Annotated in this window: 24 protein-coding genes and 1 pseudogene; all 25 read left to right on the top strand. The window is 69.5% G+C overall.

Translation table 11 applies throughout. From position 1 onward, the window contains the following. Positions 1–28 precede the first annotated feature (28 nt). Positions 29–394: a 50S ribosomal protein L22 gene (gene rplV / locus CRM73_RS10060; protein WP_017833301.1), complete on the top strand. Its 366-nt coding sequence runs from the start codon at positions 29–31 to the stop codon at positions 392–394. After that, positions 395–1,246, top strand: a complete 852-nt coding sequence (rpsC, locus tag CRM73_RS10055; RefSeq protein ID WP_017833302.1) for a 30S ribosomal protein S3 — start codon at positions 395–397, stop codon at positions 1,244–1,246. After that, entirely contained in the window at positions 1,247–1,663 is a 417-nt protein-coding gene (gene rplP, locus CRM73_RS10050) for a 50S ribosomal protein L16 (protein WP_017833303.1), read from the top strand. It abuts the gene before it with no gap. A gap of 2 nt (positions 1,664–1,665) precedes the next feature. Further along, a complete protein-coding gene (gene rpmC / locus CRM73_RS10045; protein WP_017833304.1) occupies positions 1,666–1,941 on the top strand; it encodes a 50S ribosomal protein L29 in 276 nt (91 codons plus the stop codon). Further along, the gene (gene rpsQ / locus CRM73_RS10040; protein ID WP_017833305.1) at positions 1,938–2,228 is read left to right on the top strand and encodes a 30S ribosomal protein S17; all 291 of its coding nucleotides are present in this window, start codon (positions 1,938–1,940) and stop codon (positions 2,226–2,228) included. Before rpmC ends, rpsQ begins: the two co-directional genes overlap by 4 nt. A 355-nt stretch (positions 2,229–2,583) precedes the next feature. Further along, positions 2,584–2,952 (top strand): 50S ribosomal protein L14, encoded by a 369-nt coding sequence (gene rplN / locus CRM73_RS10035; protein ID WP_017833306.1) that lies wholly within the window; start codon positions 2,584–2,586, stop codon positions 2,950–2,952. 2 nt (positions 2,953–2,954) lie between these two features. After that, entirely contained in the window at positions 2,955–3,299 is a 345-nt protein-coding gene (gene rplX / locus CRM73_RS10030) for a 50S ribosomal protein L24 (RefSeq protein WP_017833307.1), read from the top strand. After that, entirely contained in the window at positions 3,299–3,868 is a 570-nt protein-coding gene (gene rplE / locus CRM73_RS10025; protein ID WP_017833308.1) for a 50S ribosomal protein L5, read from the top strand. Before rplX ends, rplE begins: the two co-directional genes overlap by 1 nt. 85 nt (positions 3,869–3,953) lie before the next feature. Beyond that, complete coding sequence (gene rpsH, locus CRM73_RS10020; RefSeq protein WP_017833309.1) at positions 3,954–4,352, top strand: 30S ribosomal protein S8; 399 nt, start codon at positions 3,954–3,956, stop codon at positions 4,350–4,352. A gap of 23 nt (positions 4,353–4,375) precedes the next feature. Further along, the gene (rplF, locus tag CRM73_RS10015) at positions 4,376–4,912 is read left to right on the top strand and encodes a 50S ribosomal protein L6 (protein WP_031282950.1); all 537 of its coding nucleotides are present in this window, start codon (positions 4,376–4,378) and stop codon (positions 4,910–4,912) included. Between the two features lie 2 nt (positions 4,913–4,914). Continuing rightward, positions 4,915–5,286: a 50S ribosomal protein L18 gene (gene rplR, locus CRM73_RS10010; RefSeq protein ID WP_017833311.1), complete on the top strand. Its 372-nt coding sequence runs from the start codon at positions 4,915–4,917 to the stop codon at positions 5,284–5,286. Further along, on the top strand, positions 5,283–5,978 hold the full coding sequence (gene rpsE, locus CRM73_RS10005) for a 30S ribosomal protein S5 (protein WP_229587579.1): 696 nt from the start codon (positions 5,283–5,285) through the stop codon (positions 5,976–5,978). Before rplR ends, rpsE begins: the two co-directional genes overlap by 4 nt. Further along, the gene (rpmD, locus tag CRM73_RS10000) at positions 5,978–6,187 is read left to right on the top strand and encodes a 50S ribosomal protein L30 (protein ID WP_017833313.1); all 210 of its coding nucleotides are present in this window, start codon (positions 5,978–5,980) and stop codon (positions 6,185–6,187) included. The genes rpsE and rpmD overlap by 1 nt, the downstream gene beginning before the upstream one ends. Before the next feature lie 2 nt (positions 6,188–6,189). Beyond that, a complete protein-coding gene (gene rplO, locus CRM73_RS09995) occupies positions 6,190–6,678 on the top strand; it encodes a 50S ribosomal protein L15 (protein WP_017833314.1) in 489 nt (162 codons plus the stop codon). 268 nt (positions 6,679–6,946) lie between these two features. Continuing rightward, entirely contained in the window at positions 6,947–8,257 is a 1,311-nt protein-coding gene (secY, locus tag CRM73_RS09990) for a preprotein translocase subunit SecY (protein WP_229587577.1), read from the top strand. A gap of 85 nt (positions 8,258–8,342) precedes the next feature. After that, entirely contained in the window at positions 8,343–8,906 is a 564-nt protein-coding gene (locus tag CRM73_RS09985) for an adenylate kinase (RefSeq protein ID WP_017833316.1), read from the top strand. A gap of 117 nt (positions 8,907–9,023) precedes the next feature. Beyond that, a complete protein-coding gene (gene map, locus CRM73_RS09980) occupies positions 9,024–9,860 on the top strand; it encodes a type I methionyl aminopeptidase (protein ID WP_017833317.1) in 837 nt (278 codons plus the stop codon). Between the two features lie 50 nt (positions 9,861–9,910). Continuing rightward, positions 9,911–11,083: a 23S rRNA (adenine(2503)-C(2))-methyltransferase RlmN gene (gene rlmN, locus CRM73_RS09975; RefSeq protein ID WP_229587585.1), complete on the top strand. Its 1,173-nt coding sequence runs from the start codon at positions 9,911–9,913 to the stop codon at positions 11,081–11,083. 251 nt (positions 11,084–11,334) lie between these two features. Beyond that, positions 11,335–11,556 (top strand): translation initiation factor IF-1, encoded by a 222-nt coding sequence (gene infA / locus CRM73_RS09970; protein WP_017833319.1) that lies wholly within the window; start codon positions 11,335–11,337, stop codon positions 11,554–11,556. Between the two features lie 55 nt (positions 11,557–11,611). Further along, complete coding sequence (gene rpmJ, locus CRM73_RS09965; protein ID WP_017833320.1) at positions 11,612–11,725, top strand: 50S ribosomal protein L36; 114 nt, start codon at positions 11,612–11,614, stop codon at positions 11,723–11,725. 168 nt (positions 11,726–11,893) lie between these two features. Then, entirely contained in the window at positions 11,894–12,262 is a 369-nt protein-coding gene (gene rpsM, locus CRM73_RS09960; protein WP_017833321.1) for a 30S ribosomal protein S13, read from the top strand. Positions 12,263–12,344: 82 nt separating this feature from the next. Further along, positions 12,345–12,749, top strand: coding sequence for a 30S ribosomal protein S11 (rpsK, locus tag CRM73_RS09955; RefSeq protein ID WP_017833322.1), 405 nt, complete (start codon positions 12,345–12,347; stop codon positions 12,747–12,749). A 137-nt stretch (positions 12,750–12,886) separates the two neighbouring features. Then, positions 12,887–13,894 carry a DNA-directed RNA polymerase subunit alpha gene (locus CRM73_RS09950; protein WP_017833323.1) on the top strand — a complete coding sequence of 336 codons (1,008 nt, stop codon included), beginning with the start codon at positions 12,887–12,889 and terminating at the stop codon, positions 13,892–13,894. A 67-nt stretch (positions 13,895–13,961) separates the two neighbouring features. Next, a complete protein-coding gene (rplQ, locus tag CRM73_RS09945; RefSeq protein ID WP_115162897.1) occupies positions 13,962–14,723 on the top strand; it encodes a 50S ribosomal protein L17 in 762 nt (253 codons plus the stop codon). A 104-nt stretch (positions 14,724–14,827) separates the two neighbouring features. Continuing rightward, positions 14,828–15,127 (top strand): annotated as a pseudogene (locus CRM73_RS09940) (tRNA pseudouridine(38-40) synthase TruA); the annotation flags it as partial.

The following is a 15,127-nucleotide window of genomic DNA, read 5'->3' as shown; positions in this document are numbered from 1 at the left end:
ACTTCGAGAAGACGAGAGAAGGAAAGCAATGGAAGCCAAGGCATCTGCGCGCTACATCCGCGTGACGCCTATGAAGGCCCGGCGCGTCGTCAACCTGATTCGTGGCCAACAGGCGAATGAGGCTCTGGCGATTCTGAAGTTCGCCCCCCAGGGTGCTTCGGAACCGGTGTTCAAGGTCCTCCAGTCGGCGGTCGCCAACGCGCGCCAGCTGGCGGACCGCGACGGCCTGCCGTTCAAGGAGGAGGAGCTCGTCGTGAGCGAGGCCTTCGTCGACGAGGGTCCGACCATGAAGCGGTTCCAGCCGCGGGCCCAGGGCCGCGCCTACCGCATCAACAAGCGCACGAGCCACATCACCGTGATCGTGGCGAGCCCTGACAGCGAGGAGGTCCGCTAAGTGGGACAGAAGATCAACCCGCACGGGTTCCGGCTGGGCATCACCACCGACCACGTGTCGCACTGGTACGCGGACTCCACCAAGGAGGGCCAGCGCTACAAGGACTACGTCCGCGAGGACATCAAGATCCGCAAGCTCATGTCCACGGGCATGGAGCGGGCCGGCATCTCCAAGGTCGAGATCGAGCGGACCCGGGACCGCGTGCGCGTGGACATCCACACCGCCCGCCCCGGCATCGTCATCGGCCGCCGCGGCGCCGAGGCCGACCGCATCCGCGGTGAGCTCGAGAAGCTCACCGGCAAGCAGATCCAGCTGAACATCCTCGAGGTCAAGAACCCCGAGGTGGACGCCCAGCTGGTCGCCCAGGGTGTCGCCGAGCAGCTCGCCTCCCGCGTGGCCTTCCGCCGCGCCATGAAGAAGGCCATCCAGTCGGCGCAGCGCGCCGGCGCGAAGGGCATCCGCATCCAGTGCGCCGGCCGCCTCGGCGGCGCCGAGATGAGCCGCTCGGAGTTCTACCGCGAAGGCCGTGTGCCCCTGCACACCCTGCGCGCGAACATCGACTACGGCTTCTTCGAGGCCAAGACCACCTTCGGCCGCATCGGCGTGAAGGTCTGGATCTACAAGGGCGACCTCACCGCCAAGGAACTGGCGGCCCAGCAGGCCGCCGCTCCCTCGCGCGGCCGCGGCGGCGACCGTGACCGTCGCGGCGGTCCGGGCGAGCGTCGCGGAGGCGGCGGCGGCGACCGTCGTCGTCCCGACCGTAACGACCGTGGCGGACGCCGTGAGCGCAACGACTCCGCCGCCTCCCCGGCTCCGGCCGCGGGAGCGACCAACGCAGAGGGTGGTAAGTAAATGCTCATCCCACGTCGTGTGAAGTTCCGCAAGCAGCACCACCCGAAGCGGTCGGGCGCTGCCAAGGGCGGCACCACTGTCGCCTTCGGCGAGTGGGGCATCCAGGCGCTCACGCCGGCCTACGTGACGAACCGTCAGATCGAGGCCGCCCGTATCGCCATGACCCGCCACATCAAGCGTGGCGGCAAGGTCTGGATCAACATCTACCCGGACCGCCCCCTGACCAAGAAGCCCGCCGAGACCCGCATGGGCTCCGGCAAGGGCTCCCCCGAATGGTGGGTCGCCAACGTCAAGCCCGGGCGCGTGATGTTCGAGCTCTCCGGTGTCTCCGAAGAGGTCGCCCGCGAGGCCCTGCGCCTGGCGATCCACAAGCTCCCGATGAAGGCACGCATCGTGCGTCGCGAAGGTGGTGAATGAGAATGGCTGTTGGATCCAAGGATCTGAGCATCGAGAACCTCGCGGCCCTCGACAAGGACTCTCTGGGTGAGGCGCTGCGCAAGGCCAAGGAGGAGCTGTTCAACCTCCGCTTCCAGTCCGCAACCGGTCAGCTCGAGAACAACGGCCGTCTCAAGGCCGTCAAGCGCGACATCGCGCGCATCTACACGGTGCTGCGCGAGCGCGAGCTCGGCATCCGGCCCCAGGCGGGCTCCGCCGAGACCACCGCCGAGACCACCTCCGAGGAGGACGCCAAGTGACCGAGCAGATCAACAACGAGGCCGAGCAGGCCGACGAGCGCGGTGACCGCAAGAGCCGTCGTGGCTACGTGGTCTCCGACAAGATGGACAAGACCGTCGTGGTGCAGCTGCAGGACAACGTCAAGCACTCGCTGTACGGCAAGGTCATGCGCCGCTCCTCGAAGGTCAAGGCCCACGACGAGCAGAACGCCGCCGGCGTCGGCGACCTCGTCCTGATCTCCGAGACCCGCCCGCTGTCCGCGACCAAACGGTGGCGGATCGTGGAGATCCTCGAGAAGGCCAAGTGACCCGAGCTCGCTAGAGCCGGCCACGGCCCCGACGGCCCGCCCCCTCCTCGAGGGGGCGGGCCGTCGCCCGTTCACCGCCCGCACGGACGGCGCCCCGCCTGTGCTAGGCTGGTGAGCTTGTATGGGCGGAAATCTCTGTCCGTGCAATCCACAGCTCTTCGTGCCAGCGCATAATGACCGCGTGCAGGGCGCCCCCGTGCCACCTGGTGGCGGGTTCAGATGCTCCTGGCATGGAGGGCTGGGCCCGGTCCGGCGTGCGCGCCGGGGGAGGGCACATCATCCGACAAGCTGTTCCGCAAGGCCCGCACCGTGCTCTCGATCGGTGTTGGAACCGGCGTGACGACAGGAGTAATCAGTGATTCAGCAGGAGTCGCGACTGAAGGTCGCCGACAACACGGGTGCGAAGGAAATCCTCACCATCCGTGTTCTCGGTGGATCCGGACGTCGCTACGCAGGCATCGGCGACATCATCGTCGCCACCGTCAAGGACGCGATCCCCGGCGGGAACGTGAAGAAGGGCGACGTGGTCAAGGCCGTGATCGTCCGTACCAAGAAGGAGCGCCGTCGTCCGGACGGCTCCTACATCAAGTTCGACGAGAACGCCGCAGTGATCCTGAAGAACGACGGTGACCCCCGTGGTACCCGCATCTTCGGCCCCGTGGGCCGTGAGCTGCGCGACAAGAAGTTCATGAAGATCATCTCGCTGGCCCCGGAGGTGCTCTGACCATGGCGAAGTTCAAGATCAAGACCGGCGACCTGGTGCAGGTCATCTCCGGCAGCAGGGACAACAAGGGCAAGCAGGGCAAGGTCCTGCGCGTGATCCCCGAGACCTCCCGCGTGGTCGTGGAGGGCATCAACGTGATCACCCGCCACCGCAAGGCCTCCATGCAGGGCGAAGCCGGCGGCATCGACAAGGTCGAGGCGCCGATCCACGTGTCCAACGTGGCGCTCGTGGACCCGGAGACCAACAAGCCGACCCGCGTCGGCCACCGCACCGAGACCGTGGAGCGTGACGGACGCCAGAAGACCGTCCGCGTCCGCGTCTCCAAGAGCACCGGCAAGGACCTGTGATGACCGAAACCACCGAGATCAGCGTGTCCCCGCGCTTCAAGGACAAGTACCAGGAGACCGTCGTGCCCGCGCTGCAGGAGCAGTTCGGCTACGGCAACGTCATGGAGATCCCGCGCGTCGTCAAGGTCGTCGTGAACATGGGTGTCGGTGACGCCGCGAAGGACTCGAAGCTCATCGACGGCGCCGTCCGCGACCTCACCGCCATCACGGGCCAGAAGCCGCTCGTGACCCGGGCGAAGAAGTCCATCGCGCAGTTCAAGCTCCGCGAGGGCATGCCGATCGGCGCGCACACCACGCTGCGCGGCGACCGCATGTGGGAGTTCCTCGACCGCCTGGTGACCCTGGCCCTGCCGCGCATCCGCGACTTCCGCGGTCTGTCCGACCGCCAGTTCGACGGCAACGGCAACTACACCTTCGGCCTCACCGAGCAGTCCATGTTCCACGAGATCGACCAGGACCGCATCGACCGGGTCCGCGGCATGGACATCACGGTGGTCACCACCGCGAAGACCGACGACGAGGGCCGCGCGCTGCTGAAGGCGCTCGGCTTCCCCTTCAAGACCAACTAATCTCGCTACGTTCCAGGTCCGGCCGGGCGCCCACGGGCGCCGCCAGGTGCGGAAACCGGGACGAGGAAGGGCACGTGCCCCCAAAATGACAATGACAGATCCTGTCGCGGACATGCTGACGCGTCTGCGCAACGCCAACTCCGCCTACCACGACTCCGTGAGCATGCCGTACTCGAAGCTCAAGGCTCGCGTTGCGGACATCCTCAAGGCCGAGGGCTACATCGCGGACTACAAGGAGGAGGCGGCGGAGGTCGGCAAGACCCTCACGCTCTCCCTGAAGTTCGGCCCCAACCGGGAGCGCTCCATCGCGGGCGTCCGGCGCATCTCCAAGCCGGGCCTGCGCGTCTACGCCAAGTCCACCAACCTCCCCAAGGTCCTGGGCGGCCTGGGCATCGCCATCCTGTCCACCTCTTCCGGGCTGCTGACCGACAAGCAGGCCGCGAAGAAGGGCGTGGGCGGCGAAGTCCTCGCGTACGTCTGGTAACCCGGAACAGAAAGGAAGAGAACATGTCACGTATCGGACGTCTCCCCATCTCTGTGCCGGCCGGTGTGGAGATCAAGATCGACGGCAACGTCGTCTCCGTCAAGGGCGCCAAGGGCGAGCTGCAGCACACCGTTGCCAGCCCGATCACCGTCGCGCTCGACGACAGCACCCTCACCGTCACCCGACCCGACGACGAGCGCGAGTCCCGCTCGCTGCACGGTCTCACCCGCACTTTGATCGCCAACATGATCCAGGGCGTCACCCAGGGCTACACCAAGGGCATCGAGATCGTCGGCACCGGTTACCGCGTGCAGGCCAAGGGCCAGGACCTCGAGTTCGCCCTCGGCTACAGCCACCCGATCACCTTCAAGGCGCCGGAGGGCATCTCGTTCGCCGTCGAGGGCGTCAACAAGCTCTCGGTCAACGGCATCGACAAGCAGCAGGTCGGCGAGGTCGCCGCCAAGATCCGCAAGCTCCGCGCCCCCGAGCCCTACAAGGGCAAGGGCGTGCGGTACGCCGGCGAGCAGATCCGCCGCAAGGCCGGAAAGGCTGGTAAGTAACCATGGCTCTGAAGATCAAGGGCAAGTCCAAGGCCGCCGCCCGCAGCCGCCGCCACGTCCGGGTGCGCAAGCACCTGGCCGGCACGGCCGCGCGCCCGCGCCTGGTCGTCAACCGCTCCGCCCGCCACGTGTTCGTCCAGGTCGTCGACGACACCAAGGGTGTCACCGTCGCCTCGGCCTCCACCATGGAGGCCGACCTGCGCGGCGCCGACGCGGACAAGACCGCCAAGGCCAAGCGCGTGGGTGAGCTCGTGGCCGAGCGCGCCAAGGCCGCCGGTGTCGAGTCCGTCGTGTTCGACCGCGGCGGCAACAAGTACCACGGTCGCGTGGCGGCTGTCGCCGACGGCGCCCGTGAAGGAGGTCTGGCACTGTGAGCGAGCAGAACAACGAGAAGGAAACCCAGGTGACCGAAGCCAGCACTGCCTCCACGGAGGCGACCGGGGCCCAGCAGACCACCGAGGCCAACCGCTCCCAGGACTCCCGCGGCGACCGCGGGGGCCGCGGCGAGCGCGGCGGCCGCGGTGGCCGCGGCGGCCGCGACGAGGAGAAGGACAAGTTCCTCGAGCGCGTCGTGACCATCAACCGTGTCTCCAAGGTCGTCAAGGGTGGTCGTCGCTTCAGCTTCACCGCCCTCGTCGTCGTCGGCGACGGCAACGGCATGGTCGGCGTCGGCTACGGCAAGGCCAAGGAGGTGCCGGCGGCGATCTCGAAGGGCGTCGAGGAGGCGAAGAAGAACTTCTTCCGCGTCCCGCGCATCGAGGACCGCACGATCCCGCACCGCGTGCAGGGCGAGGCCGCCGCAGGCGTCGTCATGCTGCGCCCGGCGACCCCGGGTACCGGTGTGATCGCCGGTGGTCCGGTCCGCGCCGTGCTCGAGTGCGCCGGCATCCACGACGTGCTGTCGAAGTCCCTCGGCTCGTCGAACCAGATCAACATCGTGCACGCAACCATCGAGGCGCTCCGCCAGCTCGAGGAGCCGGCGGCCGTCGCGGCCCGTCGTGGGCTCCCGATGGACGAGGTCGTCCCCGGTCCGTTGCTGCGCTCGATCCAGAAGGCAGGTGCCTGATGTCCGGCAAGCGTATCCAGCCCGACGGCACGGAGCTGCGCATCACGCAGGTCCGGTCGGTGGTCGGCCAGAAGCAGAACATGCGCAACACCCTGCGGTCCCTCGGCCTCAAGCGGCCGGGCAACGTCGTGGTCCGCAAGGCCGACGGCGTGACCGCGGGCATGGTCAACACCGTCGCCCACCTGGTCAAGGTCGAGGAGGCCAAGTAACCATGGCAGAGAACACTGCTGAGAACACCGCTCAGAGCAACGAGAAGGTGCACGCGCTCAAGGTGCACCACCTGCGTCCGGCCCCGGGCGCGAAGACCGCCAAGACCCGCGTGGGTCGCGGTGAGGGCTCCAAGGGCAAGACCGCCGGCCGCGGCACCAAGGGCACCAGTGCCCGGTACCAGGTCAAGGCGGGCTTCGCGGGCGGGCAGCTTCCGCTGCACATGCGCCTGCCCAAGCTGCGCGGGTTCAAGAACCCGTTCCGCGTGGAGTACCAGGTCGTCAACCTGGACAAGCTCACCGAGCTCTTCCCGGAGGGCGGCGAGGTGACCGTGGAGTCGCTCGTGGCCCGCGGCGCCGTGCGCAAGAACCAGCCCGTCAAGGTCCTGGGCTCCGGCGACATCGCGGTCGCGGTCGACGTGAAGGCGCACGCCTTCTCGGGCTCCGCCGCGGAGAAGATCGCCGCCGCCGGCGGCAGCACCACCGCGCTGTGAGCGCGGGCCGCGGGGCCGGGCGCACGCCCGGCCCCGCGGCACCCACGGATCAGGCCCCGTCCACGCCAGCGTGGGCGGGGCCTGATCCGTCGGCGGGCACGAGCCCGCCCCGTCGGCGCGCGCCCCCGGTGAGTCCCGGGCGGGCCGCGTTCGCTAGACTTGCCGGAGTCGCCCGCGCCCACCGGGCGCGGGGGCCCCGGACCGAGCTCCCGCACCACCACACCCCCCGCCACCGGATGCCGGTCGGACCCAGTCTCTAGGAGGACATGTGCTCAGCGCTTTCGGACGGGCGTTGCGAACCCCCGACCTGCGACGCAAGCTGGGGTTCACCCTCGCCCTCATCGTGCTCTACCGCCTGGGCACGTTCATCCCGGCGCCGGGCGTCGACTACGGCAACGTGCAGCAGTGCCTGGCCCTCGGGACCACCACGGGCGGCGTGTACGACATGGTGAACCTCTTCAGCGGCGGCGCGCTGCTGCAGCTGTCGGTCTTCGCCCTGGGCGTCATGCCCTACATCACCGCGAGCATCATCGTGCAGCTGCTGCGCGTGGTCATCCCGCGCTTCCAGGAGCTGCACGAGGAGGGGGCGCAGGGGCAGACGCAGCTGACCCAGTACACCCGCTACCTCACCATCGGCCTCGCGCTGCTCAACGCCACCACGGTGGTCTCGCTCGCCCGGTCCGGCGCCCTGCTGGGGGACTGCCCCCTGCCGATCATCCCGAACGACACCTGGCTGACCGTGCTGATCATCATCATCACGATGACCGCCGGCACGGCGATCATCATGTGGCTGGGGGAGCGGATCACGGAGAAGGGCGTGGGCAACGGCATGTCGCTGCTCATCTTCACGTCCATCGCCGCGACCTTCCCCTCCGCGCTGGGCGAGATCCTCCGCACCCGCGGCTGGGGCGTGTTCCTCTCCGTGCTGGCCGTGGGGCTCGTGGTGATCACCTGCGTGGTGTTCGTGGAGCAGTCCCAGCGCCGCGTGCCCGTGCAGTACGCCAAGCGGATGGTGGGCCGGCGCACGATCGGCGGGATCACCACCTACATCCCGCTCAAGGTCAACATGGCCGGTGTCATCCCCATCATCTTCGCGTCCTCGATGCTGATGCTCCCCGGCATGCTCGCCCAGTTCGGCATGCCGGACGACGGCACGGACATCCCCGGCTGGGTCAACTGGATCAACACCTACCTCGTCACCGGCGACCACCCCGTGTACATGGCGATGTACTTCCTGATGATCGTGTTCTTCACGTACTTCTACGTGTCGATCACGTTCAACCCGGAGGAGGTCTCGAACAACATGAAGCGCTACGGCGGCTTCATCCCGGGGATCCGCGCGGGACGGCCCACCGAGAAGTACCTCGCCTACGTGCTCAGCCGGATCACGTTCCCGGGCGCCCTCTACCTGGGCATCGTGTCGATGATCCCCCTCGTGGCGCTCGTGCTGATCGACGCGAACCAGAACTTCCCCTTCGGCGGTCCGTCGCTGCTGATCATGGTGGGCGTCGGCCTGGACACGGTGAAGCAGATCGAGGCCCAGCTGCAGCAGCGCAACTACGAGGGCCTGCTGCGCTGACCCCTCCCCGCCGTCCCCCGCCGGGGACGGCGGGCACGCCCCGGTAGACTGGGACCGCAGCCACCACCGACCGCAAGGAGACTTCATGACCCGCATGCTCATCATCGGACCCCCCGGCGCAGGCAAGGGCACGCAGGCCGTGCGCATCTCGGAGCGGCTCGGCATCCCGGCGATCTCCACCGGCGACATCTTCCGGGCCAACATCAAGGGCCGGACCCCCCTGGGGCAGGAGGCCAAGAGCTACATCGACGCCGGCGACCTCGTCCCGGACTCCGTGACCAACCGGATGGTCCGCGACCGCCTCGCCGAGACGGACACCGCCGACGGCTTCCTGCTCGACGGCTACCCGCGCAACGCCGCGCAGGTGGACGAGCTCGACGCCATCCTCGACGAGCTGGGCCAGGAGCTCGACGTGGTGCTGAAGCTGACCGCCGACCGCGACGAGCTCGTCCAGCGGCTCCTCGGGCGGGCCCAGAAGGAGGGGCGCACCGACGACACGGAGGCGGTCATCCGGCACCGCCTCGACGTGTACGACGCCGAGACCGCCGTGGTCGTCGACGTCTACGACCGGCGCGGCATCGTCCGCGAGGTCGACGGGCTCGGGACCGTCGACGAGGTCTCCCAGCGGATCATGACAGCGCTGTCCTGACGCACCGTCCCGCACCGCGCACGCCGTGACACCCCCGGACACCCCCGGGGGTCTCACGTTTAACCCACGACAGCCGCGAGCTCCCCGACCGGGGGAGCGGCTCGGAAGGAAGACCGCATGTTCGGCCGCCGCCGGATCGAGTACAAGACCCACGCCCAGCTGCGCACCATGCAGCGCGCCGGGGTGGTGACCTCCCGCGCCCTCGACGCCGCCGTGGCGGCCGCCGTGCCCGGCGTGACCACCGCGTCCCTCGACGACGTCTTCCGCTCCGTCCTCGACGCGCACGGGGCGAGCTCCAACTTCCTCGGCTACTTCGGCTACCCCGCCGCGGTGTGCGTGTCCGTCAACGAGGTGGTCGTCCACGGCATCCCGGGGGACCAGGTGCTGCAGGAGGGGGACATCCTCTCCGTGGACGGCGGGGCCGTCGTCGAGGGCTGGCACGGGGACTCCGCGCGCACCGTGCTCCTGGGCCGCCCGGACCCCGCGGACGCCGAGCTCTCCGACGTCACCCGCAACGCCATGTGGCACGGCATCGCGGCGGCGGCCACCGGCACGCACGTCGGCGACATCGGCGCGGCCGTGGAGGACTACGTGCGCAAGGCCTCCGGGCACCGCTTCGGGATCCTCGAGGAGTACGTGGGCCACGGCATCGGGTCCAAGATGCACATGGCCCCCGACGTGCTCAACTTCCGCAGCACCGACCGCGGGCCCCGCCTGCGCGCCGGCATGGCGCTGGCCATCGAGCCGATGCTCGTGCGCGGCGGGATCGGCACCCGCGTGCTCGACGACGAGTGGACCGTGGTCACCACCGACGGCGCCCGCTCCAGCCAGTGGGAGCACTCCGTGGCCCTGCACGCCGACGGCGTCTGGGTGCTCACCGCCGAGGACGGCGGGGCCTCCGAGCTCGAGCCCCTCGGCGTGCGCCCCGTCCCGATCCCGGAGGACCTGCCGTGACCGGCCGGCTCTCCACCACCCCGGACCCGCGACACCGCGAGGAGAACACCGTGGCCCAGCAGCCGCAGCAGAGCACCACCAGCACACCCGTCGAGCTCACCGTGAAGCCCCGGCCCGGTCAGCTGACCTTCGCCGCGCCGCGGCGCGGCAAGCCCCCACGCCACCTCGCCGACTTCGACATGGCGGGCCGCCGGGAGTTCCTCGCCGAGCTGGGGCACCAGCCCTTCCGGGCGGGCCAGCTCTCCCGCCACTACTTCGACCGGTTCGTCACGGCCCCCGAGGACATGACCGATCTGCCCGCGGCGGGCCGGGAGGAGCTCGTCTCCCAGGCCCTGCCGACGCTGCTGACCACCGTGCGCAGCCTCGAGGCCGACCAGGGGGACACCGTCAAGAACGTGCACCGGTGCTTCGACGGCGCCACCGTGGAGTCCGTGCTCATGCGCTACACCCACCGGGTGACCATGTGCATCTCCTCCCAGGCCGGCTGCGGGATGAACTGCCCCTTCTGCGCGACCGGCCAGGCGGGCCTGACCCGCAACCTCTCCACCGCGGAGATGGTCGAACAGGTCGTGCAGGGCGCGCGGATGCTGCGCGGCGGCAGGGTCGGCCGGGCCGAGCAGGAGCCGCTGCGCATCTCCAACATCGTGTTCATGGGCATGGGGGAGGCCCTCGCCAACTACAAGGCCTCGATCGGGGCGATCCACCGCCTCATCGACCCCTCCCCGGAGGGCCTCGGCATCTCGGCCCGCGGCATCACCATGTCCACGGTGGGCCTGGTGCCCGGGATCCGGAAGTTCACGCAGGAGAAGCTGCCGGTCACCCTGGCGCTGTCCCTGCACGCCCCGGACGACGAGCTGCGCGACGAGCTCATCCCGATCAACACCCGCTGGAAGGTCGACGAGGCCCTCGACGCCGCCTACGACTACTACCAGGCCACCGGCCGGCGGGTCTCGATCGAGTACGCCCTGATCCGCGACATCAACGACCACGGGTGGCGGGCCGACCTCCTCGGCGAGAAGCTCAACGCCCGCGGCGGGGGATGGGTACACGTGAACCCCATCCCGCTCAACCCGACCCCCGGCTCCAAGTGGACCGCGTCCCGGCCCGGCGTGGAGCAGAACTTCGTGGAGCGGCTCCGGGCCCACGGCATCCCCACCACCGTGCGGGACACCCGCGGCTCCGACATCGACGGGGCCTGCGGGCAGCTCGCCGCGACCGTCTGAGCGCCGTCGTCCCCGGCACCGCTCCCCGGGGGCGCCTCCCGCGTTGCGGGAGGCGCCCCCGATCCCGTAGAGTGTCCTGTTGGTTGTCTGTGCTCCAGCGATTCCGCACACTTCGGACCACGCCGACCCTCACCGTGCACCACGAACGGTGATGGTGCGCGCGTACAGGTCCGCTGCGGCGTTTAACGACGATGTACACCCGAAACCCTGCTCGCCGCCCCGGCGGGGGGCACCTGAAGTTAGCGGAGGATATGGCCAAGAAAGACGGAGTCATCGAGATCGAAGGCACTGTGGTCGAGGCTCTGCCCAACGCGATGTTCCGCGTTGAGCTGAACAACGGTCACCTGGTCCTCGCCCACATCTCCGGGAAGATGCGACAGCACTACATCCGGATCCTCCCCGAGGACCGCGTGGTGGTGGAGCTGAGCCCGTACGACCTCACCCGCGGTCGTATCGTCTACCGCTACAAGTAGGACCGGCGGCCGTCCGGGCCGCACACCACTCGAGAGAACGACGCGAAGGAATGCGATGAAGGTCCAACCGAGCGTGAAGCCGATCTGCGACAAGTGCAAGGTGATCCGCCGCAACGGGCGGGTCATGGTGATCTGCGAGAACCCGCGCCACAAACAGCGTCAGGGCTGACCCGCCCCGAGCTGCCCACGCAAGTGGATCCACAAAGGCACCGCTCCCGACCGGAGAGATCCAGGCGGGCGCCCCCGGTACAGAGGCCGGGGACCGGAGGGGACATGACGTCCCCGACCGGACAGCGATGCTCCAGACCTCTGGAACACCACAAGGAGAACCGCCGATATGGCTCGTCTCGCAGGCGTCGACCTCCCCCGCGAAAAGCGGCTGGAAATTGCGCTCACCTACATCTACGGCGTGGGTCGCACCCGCGCGCTCGCCACCCTGGACGCCACCGGCATCTCGGGCGACCTGCGCGTGCGCGAACTCACCGATGCCCAGCTCGTGGAGCTGCGCGACTACATCGAGGACAACTACAAGGTCGAGGGTGACCTCCGCCGCGAGGTGGCCGCCGACATCCGCCGCAAGGTCGAGATCGGCAGCTACCAGGGCATCCGGCACCGCCGCGGCCTGCCCGTGCACGGTCAGCGCACCAAGACCAACGCCCGCACCCGCAAGGGTCCGAAGCGCACGGTCGCCGGCAAGAAGAAGTAGCCCGCTGCCGCTCGTGCGCCAGGACCCCGCGGTCCCCCGAGCGGCCCACCACCACTCTTCCCGAACTTTGTAGGAGATCTCCATGCCCCCGAAGACTCGCGCAGCGGCTGCCCGCAAGCCCCGCCGCAAGGACAAGAAGAACGTCACCCAGGGCCAGGCCCACATCAAGTCGACGTTCAACAACACCATCGTCACCATCACCGACCCCTCCGGCGCCGTCCTCTCCTGGTCGTCCGCCGGCGAGATGGGTTTCAAGGGCTCTCGCAAGTCCACCCCCTTCGCGGCCCAGATGGCCGCCGAGGCCGCCGCGAAGCGCGCGCAGGAGCACGGCATGCGCAAGGTCGACGTGTTCGTCAAGGGCCCCGGCTCCGGGCGCGAGACCGCCATCCGCTCCCTGCAGGCCACCGGCCTCGAGGTCGGCTCCATCTCGGACGTCACCCCGAGCGCGCACAACGGTTGCCGCCCGCCGAAGCGCCGCCGCGTCTGATGTGAGCACGCCCACCGGGACCCTGCGGGGTCCCGGTGCGCATGCCGACAACGGACCGGGCACCGGTCCGCACCCATCAACTGTTTTCCACCATTTGCGCGCGTCATATAGCGGATGCCCGCTGAAAGGAAACATCAGTGCTCATCGCACAGCGCCCCACCCTCTCTGAAGAGGTCGTGGCCGACAACCGGTCCCGCTTCGTGATCGAACCGCTCGAGCCCGGCTTCGGCTACACCCTCGGCAACTCCCTCCGCCGCACCCTCCTGTCCTCGATCCCCGGTGCCGCCGTGACCAGCATCCGGCTCGACGGGGTGCTCCACGAGTTCTCCACCGTGGAGGGCGTGAAGGAGGACGTCTCCGAGGTCATTCTCAACATCAAGAAGCTCGCCGTCTCCTCGGAGCAGGACGAGCCCGTCGTCGCCTACCTGCGCAAGCAGGGCCCCGGCGTCGTCACCGCCGCGGACATCACGGCCCCGGCCGGTGTGGAGATCCACAACCCGGACCTGCACATCGCGACCCTCAACGCGAAGGGCCAGCTCGAGCTCGAGCTGACCATCGAGCGCGGGCGCGGGTACGTCTCCGCCGCCCAGAACAAGGCCGGGGACGCGGAGATCGGCCGCATCCCGGTCGACTCGATCTACTCGCCCGTCCTGAAGGTGACCTTCCGCGTGGAGGCCACCCGTGTGGAGCAGCGCACCGACTTCGACAAGCTGGTCCTGGACGTGGAGACCAAGGAGGCCATCACCCCGCGTGACGCCGTAGCCTCCGCCGGCACCACCCTGGTCGAGCTGTTCGGTCTCGCCCGGGAGCTCAACACGGCCGCCGAGGGCATCGAGATCGGGCCCTCGCCGACGGACGCCGCGATGGCCGCCGACATGGCGCTGCCCATCGAGGACCTCGAGCTCACCGTGCGGTCCTACAACTGCCTCAAGCGCGAGGGCATCCACACCGTGGGTGAGCTCGTGGGCCGTTCCGAGGCGGACCTGATGGACATCCGCAACTTCGGCGCCAAGTCGATCGACGAGGTCAAGGCCAAGCTCGTCGACCTCGGGCTGTCCCTCAAGGACTCGCCCCCCGGTTTCGACCTCGCCGCTCGCGCCGCCGCGATCGACGACGAGAACCCGTTCGACGACGACGACCACTAGTCCTTCCCGCTGACGTCCCGACGGGTGCCCGCCCGGGCCGGGACACACTTCCAGGAGATCAACAACCATGCCTACTCCCACCAAGGGACCCCGCCTCGGAGGCGGACCCGCGCACGAGCGCCTGATGCTGGCGAACCTGTCGCAGCAGCTGTTCGAGCACAAGCGCATCACCACCACCGTGACCAAGGCGAAGCGGATGCGTCCCTACGCCGAGCGCCTGATCACCTTCGCCAAGCGCGGTGACCTGGCCGCCCGCCGTCGCGTGCTGGCGCAGCTGACCGACAAGTCCGTGGTGCACGAGCTGTTCACCACCATCGCCTCGGCGATGGAGGACCGCAACGGCGGCTACACCCGCATCACCAAGATCGGCAACCGCAAGGGCGACAACGCCCCCATGGCCGTCATCGAGCTCGTGATGGAGCCCGTCGCGACCAAGGCCACCGTGGCCGAGGCCGAGCGCGCTACCGAGAAGGCCGCCCCGGCCCCCGCCGCCCCGGTCGACACCCCGGCGGACACCACCGCCGGTGAGGTCGCCGCCGAGGAGATCCCCGCCGACGAGCAGGCCCCCGAGGTCGGCTCCGAGCAGGCCGCCGAGGTCGCCGCCGAGAACTCCGACGCCGAGTTCCCCGGTTCGCGCGCCCCGCTCGAGTCCGGCGAGGCCCCCGAGGGCTTCGAGGTCAAGGGCAACAAGAACTCGATGAAGTACCACGTGCCCGGCTCGCGCTGGTACGCGGGCACCACCGCCGAGATCTGGTTCGACTCGCCGGCCAACGCCGAGGCCGCCGGCTTCCAGCCGGCCGGCGGCGCCGCCGCGCAGAAGCTGCGCTGACCGGACGACGCACGGACGGACACCGCGACGCCGCCGGGGACCTGGTCCCCGGCGGCGTCGTCGTGCCCGCCGCACCCCCCACCACCCCCTCCCAGGAGCTGACCATGAGCCCGTCCGATTCCCCCGTGCGCGTGCGGATCGACCTGGCCTACGACGGCGCGCCGTTCGCCGGGTGGGCCCGTCAGCCGGGCCTGCCGACCGTGCAGGGGGCCGTGGAGGACGCCCTCGCCGTGCTGGTCCGCCGGGACGTGCGGGTCGCGGTGGCCGGCCGGACGGACACCGGGGTGCACGCCCGCGGCCAGGTGGCGCACCTGGACCTGGCCCCCGCGGAGTGGACCGGTCTCGCCCGCGGCCGGGACGAGGACCCGGGACGGGCGCTCGAACGCCGCCTCACCGGGGCCCTG

This window comes from Kocuria sp. CCUG 69068 (assembly GCF_020833785.1).
Lineage (GTDB): Bacteria > Actinomycetota > Actinomycetes > Actinomycetales > Micrococcaceae > Kocuria > Kocuria rosea.
Note: the sequence above shows the minus strand (reverse complement) of the source record. Positions and strands in the feature narration are given on the sequence as shown.

What these genes read in the sequence shown, in the direction of transcription:
- rplV (WP_017833301.1), top strand. Translation starts at nt 29, where the DNA reads ATGGAAGCCAAGGCATCTGCGCGCTACATCCGCGTGACGCCTATGAAG.
- rplP (WP_017833303.1), top strand. Translation starts at nt 1,247, where the DNA reads ATGCTCATCCCACGTCGTGTGAAGTTCCGCAAGCAGCACCACCCGAAG.
- rpmC (WP_017833304.1), top strand. Translation starts at nt 1,666, where the DNA reads ATGGCTGTTGGATCCAAGGATCTGAGCATCGAGAACCTCGCGGCCCTC.
- rplX (WP_017833307.1), top strand. Translation starts at nt 2,955, where the DNA reads ATGGCGAAGTTCAAGATCAAGACCGGCGACCTGGTGCAGGTCATCTCC.
- rplE (WP_017833308.1), top strand. Translation starts at nt 3,299, where the DNA reads ATGACCGAAACCACCGAGATCAGCGTGTCCCCGCGCTTCAAGGACAAG.
- rpsH (WP_017833309.1), top strand. Translation starts at nt 3,954, where the DNA reads ATGACAATGACAGATCCTGTCGCGGACATGCTGACGCGTCTGCGCAAC.
- rplF (WP_031282950.1), top strand. Translation starts at nt 4,376, where the DNA reads ATGTCACGTATCGGACGTCTCCCCATCTCTGTGCCGGCCGGTGTGGAG.
- rplR (WP_017833311.1), top strand. Translation starts at nt 4,915, where the DNA reads ATGGCTCTGAAGATCAAGGGCAAGTCCAAGGCCGCCGCCCGCAGCCGC.
- rpmD (WP_017833313.1), top strand. Translation starts at nt 5,978, where the DNA reads ATGTCCGGCAAGCGTATCCAGCCCGACGGCACGGAGCTGCGCATCACG.
- rplO (WP_017833314.1), top strand. Translation starts at nt 6,190, where the DNA reads ATGGCAGAGAACACTGCTGAGAACACCGCTCAGAGCAACGAGAAGGTG.
- CRM73_RS09985 (WP_017833316.1), top strand. Translation starts at nt 8,343, where the DNA reads ATGACCCGCATGCTCATCATCGGACCCCCCGGCGCAGGCAAGGGCACG.
- map (WP_017833317.1), top strand. Translation starts at nt 9,024, where the DNA reads ATGTTCGGCCGCCGCCGGATCGAGTACAAGACCCACGCCCAGCTGCGC.
- infA (WP_017833319.1), top strand. Translation starts at nt 11,335, where the DNA reads ATGGCCAAGAAAGACGGAGTCATCGAGATCGAAGGCACTGTGGTCGAG.
- rpmJ (WP_017833320.1), top strand. Translation starts at nt 11,612, where the DNA reads ATGAAGGTCCAACCGAGCGTGAAGCCGATCTGCGACAAGTGCAAGGTG.
- rpsM (WP_017833321.1), top strand. Translation starts at nt 11,894, where the DNA reads ATGGCTCGTCTCGCAGGCGTCGACCTCCCCCGCGAAAAGCGGCTGGAA.
- rpsK (WP_017833322.1), top strand. Translation starts at nt 12,345, where the DNA reads ATGCCCCCGAAGACTCGCGCAGCGGCTGCCCGCAAGCCCCGCCGCAAG.
- rplQ (WP_115162897.1), top strand. Translation starts at nt 13,962, where the DNA reads ATGCCTACTCCCACCAAGGGACCCCGCCTCGGAGGCGGACCCGCGCAC.